Source organism: Burkholderia sp. 9777_1386 (genome assembly GCF_015712265.1).
GTDB lineage: Bacteria > Pseudomonadota > Gammaproteobacteria > Burkholderiales > Burkholderiaceae > Burkholderia > Burkholderia cenocepacia.
Genome location: NZ_JACCQB010000007.1, coordinates 53,011 through 67,678, shown reverse-complemented (window position 1 = coordinate 67,678; position 14,668 = coordinate 53,011). Strand labels below are relative to the sequence as shown.

Below are 14,668 nucleotides of genomic sequence, written 5' to 3'. Positions count from 1 at the left end.
CTACTTCAATCTGTCCAACATGAGCCAAGTCAAGCGTCTTACCGACCTGATCGCCGCCGGCCAGCTCGCCGGCAAGCGGGTGTTCATCCGCGCCGACCTGAACGTCCCGCAGGACGATCACGGCAACATCACCGAGGACACCCGCGTGCGTGCGTCCGTGCCGGCCATCCAGGCCGCGCTCGACGCCGGCGCGGCCGTGATGGTCACGTCGCACCTCGGCCGTCCGACCGAAGGCGAATTCAAGCCGGAAGACTCGCTCGCGCCGGTCGCCAAGCGTCTCGCCGAGCTGCTCGGCCGCGACGTGCCGCTGGTGTCGAACTGGGTCGAGAACGGCGTGAACGTCGCACCGGGCCAGATCGTGCTGCTCGAGAACTGCCGCGTGAACAAGGGCGAGAAGAAGAATTCGGACGAGCTCGCCCAGAAGATGGCGAAGCTCTGCGACGTGTACGTGAACGACGCGTTCGGCACCGCGCACCGCGCGGAAGCGACCACGCACGGGATCGCGAAGTACGCGCCCGTCGCGTGCGCGGGCCCGCTGCTGGCCGCCGAACTCGACGCGCTCGGCAAGGCGCTCGGCAACCCGGCGCGCCCGCTGGTGGCGATCGTCGCCGGCTCGAAGGTGTCGACCAAGCTGACGATCCTGAAGTCGCTGGCCGGCAAGGTCGACCAACTGATCGTCGGCGGCGGCATCGCGAACACGTTCATGCTCGCGGCCGGCCTGTCGATCGGCAAGTCGCTCGCGGAAGCCGATCTCGTCGCCGAGGCGAAGGCGATCATCGACGAAGCGCGCGAGCGCGGCGCGTCGGTGCCGATCCCGACCGACGTCGTCACCGCCAAGGAATTCTCGCCGACGGCCGCGGCCACGGTGAAGCAGGTCGCCGACATCGAAGCGGACGACATGATCCTCGACATCGGCCCCGATACGGCCAAGGCACTCGCGAGCCAGCTCGAGAAGGCCGGCACGATCGTGTGGAACGGCCCGGTCGGCGTGTTCGAGTTCGACCAGTTCGGCAACGGCACCAAGACGCTCGCCGAAGCGATCGCCAAATCGTCCGCGTTCTCGATCGCGGGCGGCGGCGACACGCTCGCGGCCATCGCGAAGTACGGCATTCACGACCAGGTCAGCTACATCTCGACGGGCGGCGGCGCCTTCCTCGAGTTCCTCGAGGGGAAGAAGCTGCCGGCGGTGGAAGTGCTCGAAACGCGGGCGGCCTGAGCGTGGCGGCGCGCGCAGGGGTGACGAAGGCCGCGCGCTCCGCGAAAGCGGAGCAGCCGGCCGGCGCGGGCAAGCGCAAACGCGCGCCCGCGCGGGCGAACACCGCCCCGCGCGCACCGGCGGCTGCCGGCGACGCGGCCGCACAGCACCACGAGATTCAGAACAAAGCGATGCCGGGCGCAAGCACCGGCACGCCCCCCGGAACGGCCGCCGCTGGGCCCGCCGATTCCGGCTCTCGCAGCGTTTCACCCAGCGCATCCACCTTGATCCAGATGAGGAGTTTCATGCAGCGCGCCACCAAGATAGTCGCCACGATCGGCCCGGCTTCCAGTTCGCCGGAGATTCTGCTGCAGATGATGCAGGCGGGCCTCGACGTCGTGCGGCTCAACTTTTCGCACGGCACGGCCGACGATCACCGCCAGCGCGCCGAAATGGTGCGCGAGGCCGCCCGCAAGGTTGGCCGCGAGATCGCGATCATGGCCGACCTCCAGGGCCCGAAGATCCGCGTCGGCAAGTTCGAGAACGGCAAGACCACGCTCGTGCCCGGGCAGCCGTTCATCCTCGATGCGGGCTGCGAGCTCGGCAACGACGAGCGTGTCGGCCTCGACTACAAGGAACTGCCGCGCGACCTGAAGCCGGGCGACCTGCTGCTGCTGAACGACGGGCTGATCGTGCTGACCGTCGAGCGCGTGCTCGGCGACGAAATCCACACGACCGTCAAGGTGGGCGGCGAGCTGTCGAACAACAAGGGGATCAACCGCCAGGGCGGCGGCCTGTCGGCGCCGGCGCTGACCGCGAAGGACATGGAAGACATCCGTACCGCGATGTCGCTCGGCGCGGACCTCGTCGCGGTGTCGTTCCCGAAGAATGCGACCGACATGGAAATGGCGCGCCAGCTCGCGAACATCGCGGGCGCGCCGTACGGCATCAAGCCGAAGATGATCGCGAAGATCGAGCGCGCGGAGGCGATTCCGGCGCTGCAGAGCATCCTCGACGCGTCCGACGGCATCATGGTCGCGCGCGGCGACCTCGCGGTGGAAGTCGGCAACGCGGCCGTGCCGGCGCTGCAGAAGCGCATGATCCGGATGGCGCGCGAGTCGAACAAGCTCGTGATCACCGCGACGCAGATGATGGAATCGATGATCCACGCACCGGTGCCGACCCGCGCGGAAGTGTCGGACGTCGCGAACGCGGTGCTCGACGGCACCGACGCGGTGATGCTGTCGGCCGAGACGGCCGCCGGCAAGTACCCGGTCGTCACGATCGAGACGATGGCGGCCGTGTGCGTCGAAGCGGAAAAATCCGAAGAAGTCGAGCTGGACAAGGATTTTCTCGACCGGACGTTCACGCGGATCGACCAGTCGATCGCGATGGGCGCGCTGTTCACCGCGTACCACCTGGGCGCGAAGGCGATCGTCGCGCTGACCGAATCGGGCGCGACCGCGCTGTGGATGTCGCGTCACTACACGCACGTGCCGATCTTCGCGCTGACGCCGCGCGTCGGCAGCGAGCGGACGATGGCGCTGTACCGCAACGTGACGCCGCTGCACGTCGACTTCAACAGCGACCGCGATTCGGCGCTGCAGGCGGCGCTCGAGATCGTCGTCAAGCAGGGGTACGTGCAGCACGGCGACATGGTCGTGCTGACCGTCGGCGAGCCGATGGGGCAGGCGGGCGGCACCAACACGCTGAAGATCGTGCGGGTCGGCGAGCACTATTGAGCGCCGGCTGAGCCTCGCTGAGCCGGCGCCCCGGATCGGTCGAGGCTGATCTGGCACCGTTTTTGCGCAAAAAGCCGCGCGGGGTCCGAAGCCCCGCGCGGCTTTTTTTCTCCTTTTTGGCCGCATTGTGCCGTGCGAACGTAACAAATTGCGAGCGGGGGCCACCGGGCGGTCGGAATCGGAGGCGCTTCGCGATAAAATGCGGCTATTCGACGCTCAGCCGCGCCGCGCTGCCCCGGTCCAGACCCGGGCAGGTGCCGCGCCGGCGTCAGGGCGCACCGGTTTTCATTCCAAGGAGTTCCACAATGCCTCTCGTATCAATGCGTCAATTGCTGGACCACGCGGCAGAGCACGGTTACGGCCTGCCGGCCTTCAACGTGAACAACCTGGAGCAGGTCCAGGCGATCATGGCGGCGGCGGACCAGGTCGGCGCGCCCGTGATCATGCAGGCATCGGCCGGCGCGCGTAAGTATGCGGGCGAGCCGTTCCTGCGCCACCTGATCGAAGCGGCGGTCGAATCGTATCCGCACATCCCGGTCGTGATGCACCAGGATCACGGCCAGTCGCCGGCCGTCTGCACGGCCGCGATCCGCAGCGGCTTCACGAGCGTGATGATGGACGGTTCGCTCGAAGCCGACGGCAAGACGGTCGCGTCGTACGAGTACAACGTCGACGTGTCGCGCAAGGTCGTCGAGATGGCGCACTCGATCGGCGTGACGGTCGAAGCCGAACTCGGCGTGCTCGGCTCGCTCGAGACGATGAAGGGCGACAAGGAAGACGGCCACGGCGCGGAAGGCACGATGACCCGCGAGCAGCTGCTGACCGATCCGGAGCAGGCCGCCGACTTCGTCAAGCTCACGCAGTGCGATGCACTCGCGATCGCGATCGGTACGTCGCACGGCGCGTACAAGTTCTCGAAGAAGCCGACGGGCGACATCCTGTCGATCCAGCGCATCAAGGAAATCCACGCGCGCATCCCGAACACGCACCTCGTGATGCACGGTTCGTCGTCGGTGCCGCAGGAACTGCTGGCCGAGATCCGCGAATTCGGCGGCGACATGAAGGAAACCTACGGCGTGCCGGTCGAGGAAATCCAGGAAGGCATCAAGCACGGCGTGCGCAAGATCAACATCGACACCGACCTGCGTCTCGCGATCACCGGCGCGATCCGCCGCTACCTGTTCGAGAACCCGGGCAAGTTCGATCCGCGCGACTACCTGAAGCCCGCGCGCGAAGCGGCGAAGAAGGTGTGCGTCGACCGTTACCTCGCGTTCGGCTGCGAAGGCCAGGCCGGCAAGATCAAGCCGGTGTCGCTCGACAAGATCGCCGAGCAGTACAAGTCGGGCGCGCTCGCACAGGTCGTGCGCTGAGACTGTAGTACGATTTGCCCCGCCCGGTTCTGCCGCCGGGCATGGGCTGGCCGCCCGGCTGGCCGGATCCGATCCGGCCCCGGCAGCCGTTCCGTCCGGCCGAACAAGGGCCGGCCGGCAGCCGTCGGGGCGCTGCGCCCGCCGGTTCGCCGACGTATTGCAAGACCGCCGTTCCCGCCTGCCGCGGGGAACGGCGTTTCCCTTTTTGTTTGGCTCCTTATCTGCGAAAAGACGATGTCTACCCTTTACGAATCCACGCTCCGTTCGCTGCCGCTCCTCGGTCGCGGCAAGGTTCGCGATAACTACGCGGTCGGCAACGACAAGCTCCTGATCGTCACGACCGATCGCCTGTCGGCGTTCGACGTGGTGATGGGCGAGCCGATTCCGAACAAGGGCCGCGTGCTGAACCAGATGGCGAACTTCTGGTTCGACAAGCTCGCGCACATCGTGCCGAACCACCTGACGGGCGACGCGCCGGAAGCGGTCGTCGCGGCCGACGAAGTCGAGCAGGTGAAGGGCCGCGGCGTGGTCGTCAAGCGCCTCGAGCCGATCATGATCGAAGCGGTCGTGCGCGGCTACCTGGCCGGCAGCGGCTGGAAGGAATACCAGGCGTCGGGCGCCGTGTGCGGCGTGCAGCTGCCGGCAGGCCTGCAGAACGCGCAGAAGCTGCCGGAGCCGATCTTCACGCCGGCCGCGAAGGCCGAGATGGGCGAGCACGACGAGAACATCACGTTCGAGGAAACCGAGCGCCGCATCGGCACCGAGCTGGCCGCGACGATCCGCGACATCTCGATCAAGCTGTACAAGGAAGCGGCCGACTACGCGGCGACGCGCGGCATCATCATCGCCGACACGAAGTTCGAATTCGGCCTCGACAACCACGGCAAGCTGTACCTGATGGACGAAGTGCTGACCGCCGATTCGTCGCGCTTCTGGCCGGCCGACCAGTACGAAGTGGGCACCAACCCGCCGTCGTTCGACAAGCAGTTCGTGCGCGACTGGCTCGAGGCGCAGCCGTGGGGCAAGACGGCGCCGGCGCCGGCGCTGCCGGCCGACGTCGTCGAGAAGACGGCCGCGAAGTACCAGGAAGCGCTCGAGCGCATCACGGGCCAGTCGCTCGCCTGATCGGGACAGATACGACATGAGCGAAATCCAGACTGCCCACACGCACAGCGCGCCGCTCGTCGGCGTGCTGATGGGCTCGAGTTCCGACTGGGACGTGATGAAGCATGCGGTCGCCATCCTGCAGGAATTCGGCGTGCCGTACGAAGCGAAGGTCGTGTCCGCGCACCGGATGCCCGACGAGATGTTCGACTATGCGGAGAAGGCGCGCGAGCGCGGGCTGCGTGCGATCATCGCGGGCGCCGGCGGCGCCGCGCACCTGCCCGGCATGCTGGCCGCGAAGACCACGGTGCCGGTGCTCGGCGTACCGGTCGCGAGCAAGTACCTGAAGGGTGTCGATTCGCTGCACTCGATCGTGCAGATGCCGAAGGGCGTGCCCGTCGCGACGTTCGCGATCGGCGAGGCCGGCGCCGCGAACGCCGCGCTGTTCGCGGTGTCGATCCTGTCCGGCAACTCGGTCGACTACGCGAACCGGCTCGCCGCGTTCCGCGTGCGCCAGAACGAAGCCGCGCACGCGATGGTGCTGCCGCCGCTGGAATGACGGCATGGCGCGCGGCCGCACGACGCGGCCGGCGCCGGATTTTCCCACAGCGGCGGGCCGTTCCGCGTTCCGCCGCGACCGACCACTGACATGACCGCAACTCCTGATTCCGTTTCCCCGATCCTGCCCGGCGCGTGGCTGGGCATGGTCGGCGGTGGCCAGCTCGGCCGCATGTTCTGCTTTGCCGCCCAGTCGATGGGCTATCGCGTCGCCGTGCTCGATCCCGATCCGACGAGCCCCGCCGGCGCGGTCGCCGATCGCCACCTGCGCGCGGCGTACGACGACGAAGCCGCGCTCGCCGAACTGGCCGACCTGTGCGAGGCCGTATCGACGGAGTTCGAGAACGTGCCGGCCGCGAGCCTCGATTTCCTCGCGCGCACGACGTTCGTCGCGCCGGCCGGCCGCTGCGTCGCGGTCGCGCAGGACCGGATCGCGGAGAAGCGTTTCATCGCGGCATCGGGCGTGCCGGTCGCGCCGCACGTCGTGATCGAATCGGCGGCGGCGCTCGCCGCGCTCGACGATGCCGCGCTCGACGCGGTGCTGCCGGGCATCCTGAAGACGGCCCGCCTCGGGTACGACGGCAAGGGCCAGGTGCGGGTCGCCACCGCGCAGGAAGCGCGCGACGCGCATGCCGCGCTCGGCGGCGTGCCGTGCGTGCTGGAGAAGCGCCTGCCGCTGAAATACGAAGTGTCGGCGTTGATCGCGCGCGGCGCGGACGGCCGTTCGGCCGCCTTCCCGCTCGCGCAGAACGTGCATCACAACGGCATCCTCGCGCTGACGGTCGTGCCGGCGCCGGCCGCCGATGCGGCCCGCGTCGAGGAAGCGCAGCAGGCGGCGATCCGGATCGCCGATACGCTCGGCTACGTCGGCGTGCTGTGCGTCGAATTCTTCGTGCTGGAGGACGGTTCGTTCGTCGCGAACGAAATGGCGCCGCGCCCGCACAACTCCGGCCACTACACGGTCGATGCGTGCGCAACGAGCCAGTTCGAGCAGCAGGTGCGCGCGATGACGCGCATGCCGCTCGGCAACCCGCGCCAGCATTCGCCGGCCGCGATGCTGAACATTCTCGGCGACGTGTGGTTCCCCAACGGTGCGGCGGCCGATGCCGTCACGCCGCCGTGGGACACGGTCGCCGCGATGCCGGCCGCCCACCTGCACCTGTACGGCAAGGAAGAAGCGCGCGTCGGCCGCAAGATGGGCCACGTGAACTTCACGGCCGAGACGCGCGACGAAGCCGTCGCCGCCGCCACCGCGTGCGCGCAACTGCTGCGCGTGCCGCTCGACTGAGGCGCCGGCCGATGTCCAGCGATCTCCCGAAGCACGTGACGCCCGCGCAGATCGACGCGGCCGCCGCGTTGCTCGACGCGGGCCAGCTCGTCGCGTTTCCGACCGAAACCGTCTACGGGCTCGGCGGCGATGCGGCGAACCCCGAGGCCGTCGCACGCATCTACGCGGCGAAGGGGCGGCCCGCGAACCATCCGGTGATCGTGCATCTGCCGCCGGGCGGCGATCCCGGTTACTGGGCCGACGACCTGCCGGCCGACGCGCACGCGCTGATCGACGCGTTCTGGCCGGGCCCGCTGACGCTGATCCTGAAGCGCCACGCGCGCATTCCGGATGCCGTGAGCGGCGGGCAGGATTCGGTCGGGCTGCGCTGCCCGTCGCATCCGGTCGCGCAGGCGCTGCTGGCCGCGTTCAGCGCGCGGCGCGGCGGCCACGGCGGCGTGGCTGCGCCGTCCGCGAACCGGTTCGGCCACGTGAGTCCGACGACCGCGCAACACGTGCGCGACGAATTCGGCGATACCGTGCACGTGCTCGACGGCGGCGCATCCGAAGTCGGCATCGAGTCGACGATTCTCGACCTGTCGCGTGGTTTCCCGGCGCTGCTGCGCCCGGGGCACGTGACGCCGCAACAGATCGCCGACGTGCTCGGCCGCGCCCCGAAGCTGCCGGACGGCAGCGATGCGACGGCCCCACGCGCGTCGGGCACGCTGAAAGCGCATTACGCGCCGCGCACGCCGCTCGCGCTGCTGCCGTTCGACGCGCTCGAGCCGCTGCTCGCGGCCGCGCAAACCGACGGCGAACGCATCGCGCTCGTCGCCCGCGCGTCGCGTGCGGGACGCTGGGCGCAGGCTGACGGCGTGCACTTCGTCGCGGCGCCGGAAGATCCGCAAGCCTATGCGCGCGACCTGTATGGAATGCTGCGCGCGCTCGACCGGGCGCAGGTCGCGCGCATTCTCGTCGAGAAGCTGCCCGAGACCGTCGAATGGATCGCGGTCAACGATCGCCTCGGCCGCGCGGCCGCGGCGTTCGAAGCGCGCGACTGACGCAGCCACGCGCATCCGTCCACGCAAACAAAAAACGCCTGACCGGCGCGAACCGGTCAGGCGTTTTCGTTTGGGCGCGTAGTGGGCGGCTTACTTGCCGACGCCGGACTTTGCGATCTGCTGTTCGACGTACTGCGCGAACAGCGCATGCAGGCGCGTCGTCGGGTGGACCGTGTCGGCGAACATGTAGGTCTGGTCCGCGTTCGCGACCGTGTAGGTCTGCGGCGAGCAGAACAGCGACGAGCCGAACGCGGTCGCGTTCGCGACGCCGTACTGCGTGGCGGCCTGGACCATCGCCTTCAGGTTGCATGCGGTGTCGGTGTTCGACACGCTGAAACCGTTCGACTGGTAGTTGGCCGCGATGCCGTCCTGCCACGTGAACGAATCGATCACCGCATATTTCGTCGGGTCGACCTTCAGCGCGGCGAGCGTACCGACGAGCGTCTTGTTGAACAGCCCGGACAGTTGCGTGAACGCGGCCTGCGTGCCGCCTTGCAGCGCGAGCGGCGTGCCGCCGATGTCCGGCACGTTCGCGACGAACACGTGGGTCGCGCCGGCCGCGACGATCTGCTGGACGATCCCGCCGAGCTGCTGCGCGGCCAGGCCGATCGCCTGCGCCGCCGCGAGCTGCGCGGCCGGCGTGTTGCCTTGCGCCTGCGCGACCTGGGCCTGGTAGAAGATGTCGTTCGCACCGCCGTTGATCAGCACGATCTGGCCGGCGTTGAAGCTGCCGTATTGCGACAGGTACTGCTTGACCTGGTCGGCGATCGGCGTGGTCGTCGCCTGCGCGTAGTCGGGATTCGGCACGCTCGCGTCCGCATGGCCGATGCCCGGCTGCAGCGTCACGCGCGAGCCGCCCTGCGCGTAGCCGAGGCCGCCGGTGGCCTGCAGCGGGATGCCGAAGCCGCCCTGGTTGGCGGGCTGCAGCGTGTCGCCGTAGTACTGCGCGACGTTCTGCGTCCATACCTGGCCCGGGTTGGTCGTGAAGCGGCCGCCGCCGAAGCCGAGCTTGATCTGCGAGTAGGTGCCGACGTCGGACAGGCTGTCGCCGAACGACACGATCTGCATCTTCACGCCCGACGGCGGCGTGTTCGACGCACTGCTGTTGTTGTTGTCGTCACCGCCGCCGCATGCGGCGAGCAGCGCGAGCGCGGCGCCGGCGATCGCGACCTGCGCGGTGCGCAGCATGCGCTGCCGGGTGCGGGAAGGTGCGTGTTGTTGTGTCTGCATCGTTCGATCTCCTCGTAGATATGGCCTGATGTGTTGCTCATCTGCCGCGCGCCTGCTCGGTTCCGGGCTGCGCGGCGGCCGTTGGCTGAAACGGTTTATCGATCGCGCGCAGCCGCCAGTGGCACGGTGCGCGGATCCTGGTTCGCGGCCTCGGCAATCTGCGCATGATAAGCGCTCGCCCATTCGGGCGGGCCGAAAATCGCGCGCAGCTTGTTGCGCCATCCGCCGACGCGCAACGCGTCGGACGCCATCGACACCCACTCGTGAAACGTCGCGACGAGCGGGTTGTTCGAGCCGAGCCGCTCGACGATGCCGTACTGCGGCGGATCGTCGGGCGTTTCCTCGACATAGCTGCCGAACAGGCGATCCCAGATCACCAGGACGCCTGCGTAATTGCGGTCGATGTAGCGCGCGTTGCGCGCATGGTGCGCGCGGTGGATCGACGGCGTGTTGAGCACGTATTCGAGCCAGCCGAGCTTGCCGATCGCCTGCGTGTGCACGAAGAACTGGAACGCGAGGTTGATCAGCACGACGCCGACGACCTGTTGCGGCGGAAAGCCGGCGAACGCGAGCGGCAGCCAGAACAGCCACATGCCTGCGACCGGATACATCAGGCTCTGGCGGAACGCGGTCGAGAAATTCATTCGCTCGGACGAGTGGTGCACGACGTGCGCGGCCCACAGCCAGCGCACGCGATGGCTCGCGCGATGGAACACGTAGTAGAGGAAGTCCTGCGCGACGAACAGCACGGCGAACGACAGCCAGCCGTCGTGCCACGTGTAGACGCGATAGTGCCGGTAGCAGTACGCATAGACAGGAATCACGAACAGCCACGCGATCTTGTCGGCGCCCTGGTGCATCAGCGCGAGCGCCGCGTTGCACAGCGTGTCGCGCCACGCGTAGATACGGTCCTGCGCACGGGTGCGGGCGAGGTGCCAGGCCTCCCACGCGATGCAGAGCAGGAAGACGGGCGCCAGCGCGAGCAGAAGCAATTCGACGTCGAATCGCATGGGCGTGTGTCTCCTTCGTTCCCCTGCAAGCCATCAGGCCGGGCGTGTGGCCCGTTGTAGATATCGTCAGGCCAACAGCCTACGCAATCGCTACGCGCTAGGCGAGGGGGCAGCGTAGAGGGTTCCCTCTGAGGACAGGGTTTCTACGGAATCCGTACTGCACGGGGCCGGGCGGTGTGGCCCCGTTTTGAGGATGGGGCGAGCGCGCGAGGCGCCGCGCGACGGTGGCGGCGCGCGTTTCAAACCGCGCGGCGCGAAATTTCGCGGGTGACGCACTGCGGGGCCGCACGGGCCGCCGTGTCACGACGGCCCGCCGCGCGGTGCGCGGATCGTCAGTGCGCGCCCGCGTAGATCCATTCGAGCAGCGTGTCGTGCGCGGCGCGCGCGGCTTCCGCGTGATCGTTGTTGATGAAGCTGACGACGATGTAGCTCTGGCCGTCCGCGCCGGCGACGTAGCCGGCGATCGCGCGCACGTCGCGCAGCGTGCCGGTCTTGATGTGCGCGTTGCCGAGCACGCCCGCGTTGGTGAGGCGGTTCTTCATCGTGCCGTCGATGCCCGCGATCGGCAGCGAATCGATGAACGCCTGCGCGACCGGGCTCGCGTTCGCGGCCTGCAGCAGCGCGGCGAGCGACAGCGCGCTCACGTGCTCTTCGCGCGACAGCCCCGAGCCGTTCTCGAGCACGAGGTCGGGCATCGCGATGCCGTTCTTCTGCAGGAACGCCTGGATCGCGCGGCTCGACTGCTCGGGCGTCGCGGGCGGCTTGCCGCTGACCGCGCCGATCGTCAGGAACAGGTTGCGCGCCATCACGTTGTTGCTGAACTTGTTGATGTCGTAGACGATGCTGCCGAGCACCGGGCTGTGATGCACGGCGAGCGGCCGCGCGGTGGTCGGCACCTTGCCTTCGCTCACGGGCCCGGCGATCGTGCCGCCGTCCTGCTGCCACAGCGCGAGGAAGCCGCGCGCGAAGAAGGTCGTGTGATCGAGGATCGCGAGGTTGGTCGTGTGCGCGCCGCAGCGCAGCGGGTAGTCGCCGGCGAACGACGCCGTCATGATTCCGCCGCCGGCCGTCAGCGTCGGGCGCGCGGCCGCGGCGGCCGCGCTGCACGAGCCCGAACCTTCGACGAGCTGGTTGTCGATCGACAGGTCCGCGAGCGGCGGCAACACGTCGACGGCGACCTTGCCGTCGTCGCCCGGCGTGACCGTGAACGACACGGCCTTGAACGCGTACAGCAGCGGATCGGGGCCGACGTTGTACGGCGCGCTGGCATCGTCGTCGAACGACGGCAGGTCGCGCGTCGACGCCGCGAAATAACTCTTGTCGAGCACGAGGCCGCCGGCCACGCGCTTGACGCCGGCCTTGCGCAGCTTGTCGACGAGGTCGATCAGCTCCTCGGGCACGAGCTTCGGATCGCCGGTGCCCTTGATGTACAGGTTGCCCTGCAGCGTGCCGTCCGGGTCGACCGTGCCGTCCGTGTACGCGGTGGTGCGCCAGCGGTAGTCGGGGCCGAGGATCGACAGGCCCGAGAAGGTCGTCACGAGCTTCATCGTCGAGGCCGGCAGCATCGGCCGGCTCGCATTCCACGCGATCAGCGGCTGCGGATCGCCGACGCGCTCGACCACCACGCTCATCGCCGACGCCGGCACCTTCGCACGCTGCAGCGCGACGAGCACGGAGGCCGGCAGGCCGGCCGCGCGTGCGGCCGGCGACACGACGGCGGTCTTGCGCGCTTCCTTGTGGGATTTCTTGCGGGCCTGGGCGGACGGCGCGAACGCGAGGGCCGTGCAGGTGGCGACGACGGCGGCCGCGCGCAGGCAGACGCGGGCGCGGGGGGCGAACCGGGCGGAAAGATCGGAAATCGGCATGGGCGAATACGGGAAAAGCAGGGGGCTCGGGCAGGACGCGCGGGGGCGCCGAAGCGCACATTGTAGAGACAAGTCGGGGTAGGCCCCTTGCAATCCGCCTTACTGTTGCATTGCACGGTGCCGCGCACCCGATTCGCGGCGCTACAATGGTCGCCGTGTTTGACTCGCCCCATGGATGCGTGGCCCGATGCGGATTCTGCTTGTCGAAGATGATCGAATGATTGCCGAGGGCGTGCGCAAGGCGCTGCGCTCGGACGGCTTTGCGGTCGACTGGGTGCAGGACGGCGACGCCGCGCTGACGGCGCTCGGCGGCGAGACGTACGATCTGCTGCTGCTCGATCTCGGCCTGCCGAAGCGCGACGGCATCGACGTGCTGCGCACGCTGCGCGGGCGCGGGCTCGCGCTGCCGGTGCTGATCGTCACCGCGCGCGACGCCGTCGCCGATCGCGTGAAGGGGCTCGACGCGGGCGCCGACGATTACCTCGTCAAGCCGTTCGATCTCGACGAGCTGGGCGCACGGATGCGCGCGCTGATCCGCCGTCAAGCGGGGCGCAGCGAGTCGCTGATCCGCCACGGCGCGCTGACGCTCGATCCCGCGTCGCACCAGGTGACGCTCGACGGCGCGCCCGTTGCGCTGTCCGCGCGCGAGTTCGCGCTGCTCGAGGCGCTGCTCGCGCGGCCGGGCGCGGTGCTGTCGAAGAGCCAGCTCGAGGAGAAGATGTACGGCTGGGGCGAGGAGATCGGCAGCAACACGGTCGAGGTCTACATCCACGCGCTGCGCAAGAAGCTCGGTTCGGACCTGATCCGCAACGTGCGCGGGCTCGGCTACATGGTCGTCAAGGAAAGCTGACGCGTGCGGTCGATTCGTCATCAACTGCTGATCTGGCTGCTCGCGATCGTCGTCGCGGGCGTGGGCGCCGCGGGCTGGCTCATCTACCGGCAGGCGCTCGCCGAGGCGAATGAGCTGTTCGACTACCAGTTGCAGGAAATCGCCGCGGCGCTGCCGTCGGAGCCGTTCTCGCAGGTGTTCGGCTCGCGCACCAACGGCGACGAAGGCATCGTGATCCAGATCTGGAATCGCAACGGCGTGCTGATGTACTTCTCGCATCCGCGTGCGCCGATCGCGCCGCGCGCGGAGCTCGGCTTCTCGACCGAACGCACCGATCGCGGCGAATGGCGCGTGTACGGCGCGATCGTCGGCGACAACGTCGTGCAGCTCGCGCAGCCGCTGTCGGTGCGCAACCGGCTCGCGGCGAACGTCGCGCTGCGCACGCTGTGGCCGCTGATCGTGCTGCTGCCGTTCCTCGGCGCGGCCGCGTGGGGGATCGTCGGGCGCGGGCTCGCGCCGCTCGGCCGCGTGACGCGCGCGGTCGAGGCGCGCCGGCCGGAAGCGCTCGATCCGCTGCCCGACGCGCGCCTGCCGCTCGAGGTGCAGCCGCTCGTGCGGGCGCTGAACGGGCTGCTTGCGCGACTGTCGGCGGCGCTCGACACGCAGAAGGCGTTCGTCGCCGACGCCGCGCACGAATTGCGCACGCCGCTCGCGGCCGTGCAGATCCAGGCGCAGCTCGTCGCGCGCGCGAAGGACGATGCGTCGCGCCGCGAGGCGATCGCGGATCTCCAGGACGGCGTGTCGCGCGCGACGCGCCTCACCGAGCAACTGCTCGCGCTCGCGCGTGCCGAGCCGGACGGCGCGACGATGCGCGAGCCGGTCGACCTGCAGGCGCTGCTCGCCGAATGCGTGGCCGCGCATGCGCCGCTCGCGCAGCGGCGCGACATCGATCTCGGCTTCGAGGAAACGCGCGCGGCGAGCGTCGTCGCGGACGTCGGCGCGCTGCGCGTGATGTTCGGCAACCTGCTCGACAACGCGGTGAAATACACGCCGGACGGCGGCCGCATCGACGTGTCGCTGACGCGCGACGCGGCCGGCCGCGCCTGCGTGCAGATCGGCGACAGCGGGCCGGGCATTCCGGCCGACGAGCGCGAGCGCGTGTTCGACCGCTTCTATCGCGACAGCACGGCGCGGGCGCGCACCGACGTGTCGGGCAGCGGGCTCGGGCTCGCGATCGTCAAGCGCGTGGCGGCGCAGCAGGGCGCGACGGTGTCGCTCGGCGATGCGGCCGCGGGCGGCCTGCTCGTCAGCGTCGTGTTCCGCGATGCCGAGATGCCGGCCCCGGCGTCGCAGCCGTCCGAAACCGTCTGAGGGGGCGGCGCGGGCAGCCGCTTAAGCCCCGCTTAAGGCTGATTAAGCCTCCTTTAAGTCAGGGTC

At 69.2% G+C, this 14,668-nt stretch carries 13 protein-coding genes; 9 read left to right on the top strand and 4 right to left on the bottom strand.

Translation table 11 applies throughout. The annotated features are described in order from the left end of the window. Nucleotides 1-19: 19 nt before the first annotated feature. Nucleotides 20-1,216: a phosphoglycerate kinase gene (locus H0X91_RS08235; RefSeq protein ID WP_034201409.1), complete on the top strand. Its 1,197-nt coding sequence runs from the start codon at nt 20-22 to the stop codon at nt 1,214-1,216. Nucleotides 1,217-1,373: 157 nt separating this feature from the next. On the opposite strand, the gene H0X91_RS35235 is transcribed toward H0X91_RS08235, so the two are convergent. Next, nucleotides 1,374-1,502 carry a hypothetical protein gene (locus H0X91_RS35235; RefSeq protein WP_256097633.1) on the bottom strand — a complete coding sequence of 43 codons (129 nt, stop codon included), beginning with the start codon at nt 1,500-1,502 and terminating at the stop codon, nt 1,374-1,376. Between H0X91_RS35235 and pyk the strand changes: the two genes are divergently transcribed. The 6 genes from pyk to H0X91_RS08205 all read left to right on the top strand — a co-directional run bounded on the left by pyk (nt 1,501) and on the right by H0X91_RS08205 (nt 8,297). Next, the gene (gene pyk / locus H0X91_RS08230) at nt 1,501-2,937 is read left to right on the top strand and encodes a pyruvate kinase (RefSeq protein ID WP_058901772.1); all 1,437 of its coding nucleotides are present in this window, start codon (nt 1,501-1,503) and stop codon (nt 2,935-2,937) included. The genes H0X91_RS35235 and pyk overlap by 2 nt on opposite strands. A 305-nt stretch (nt 2,938-3,242) precedes the next feature. Further along, entirely contained in the window at nt 3,243-4,307 is a 1,065-nt protein-coding gene (gene fba / locus H0X91_RS08225) for a class II fructose-bisphosphate aldolase (RefSeq protein ID WP_006481730.1), read from the top strand. 234 nt (nt 4,308-4,541) lie between these two features. Further along, nucleotides 4,542-5,432, top strand: coding sequence for a phosphoribosylaminoimidazolesuccinocarboxamide synthase (locus tag H0X91_RS08220; protein WP_006477945.1), 891 nt, complete (start codon nt 4,542-4,544; stop codon nt 5,430-5,432). A 16-nt stretch (nt 5,433-5,448) separates the two neighbouring features. Beyond that, entirely contained in the window at nt 5,449-5,970 is a 522-nt protein-coding gene (purE, locus tag H0X91_RS08215; RefSeq protein ID WP_006481724.1) for a 5-(carboxyamino)imidazole ribonucleotide mutase, read from the top strand. A 90-nt stretch (nt 5,971-6,060) separates the two neighbouring features. After that, nucleotides 6,061-7,257 carry a 5-(carboxyamino)imidazole ribonucleotide synthase gene (locus H0X91_RS08210; protein ID WP_034201410.1) on the top strand — a complete coding sequence of 399 codons (1,197 nt, stop codon included), beginning with the start codon at nt 6,061-6,063 and terminating at the stop codon, nt 7,255-7,257. 11 nt (nt 7,258-7,268) lie between these two features. Further along, the gene (locus tag H0X91_RS08205; RefSeq protein WP_006481731.1) at nt 7,269-8,297 is read left to right on the top strand and encodes an L-threonylcarbamoyladenylate synthase; all 1,029 of its coding nucleotides are present in this window, start codon (nt 7,269-7,271) and stop codon (nt 8,295-8,297) included. A gap of 90 nt (nt 8,298-8,387) precedes the next feature. Here the strand turns inward: H0X91_RS08205 and H0X91_RS08200 are convergent, their stop codons facing one another. The 3 genes from H0X91_RS08200 to dacB all read right to left on the bottom strand — a co-directional run bounded on the left by H0X91_RS08200 (nt 8,388) and on the right by dacB (nt 12,402). Then, nucleotides 8,388-9,527 carry an SGNH/GDSL hydrolase family protein gene (locus tag H0X91_RS08200; protein WP_196432944.1) on the bottom strand — a complete coding sequence of 380 codons (1,140 nt, stop codon included), beginning with the start codon at nt 9,525-9,527 and terminating at the stop codon, nt 8,388-8,390. A gap of 95 nt (nt 9,528-9,622) precedes the next feature. Then, entirely contained in the window at nt 9,623-10,537 is a 915-nt protein-coding gene (locus tag H0X91_RS08195; protein WP_006497335.1) for a sterol desaturase family protein, read from the bottom strand. A gap of 332 nt (nt 10,538-10,869) precedes the next feature. Further along, complete coding sequence (gene dacB / locus H0X91_RS08190; protein WP_006497334.1) at nt 10,870-12,402, bottom strand: D-alanyl-D-alanine carboxypeptidase/D-alanyl-D-alanine endopeptidase; 1,533 nt, start codon at nt 12,400-12,402, stop codon at nt 10,870-10,872. Between the two features lie 187 nt (nt 12,403-12,589). On the opposite strand from dacB, the gene H0X91_RS08185 reads away from it, so the two are divergent. Both H0X91_RS08185 and H0X91_RS08180 read left to right on the top strand, forming a co-directional pair. Next, entirely contained in the window at nt 12,590-13,252 is a 663-nt protein-coding gene (locus H0X91_RS08185) for a response regulator (RefSeq protein WP_006481728.1), read from the top strand. A 3-nt stretch (nt 13,253-13,255) separates the two neighbouring features. Further along, a complete protein-coding gene (locus H0X91_RS08180; RefSeq protein ID WP_006493399.1) occupies nt 13,256-14,602 on the top strand; it encodes an ATP-binding protein in 1,347 nt (448 codons plus the stop codon). The last annotated feature ends 66 nt before the right edge of the window (nt 14,603-14,668 follow it).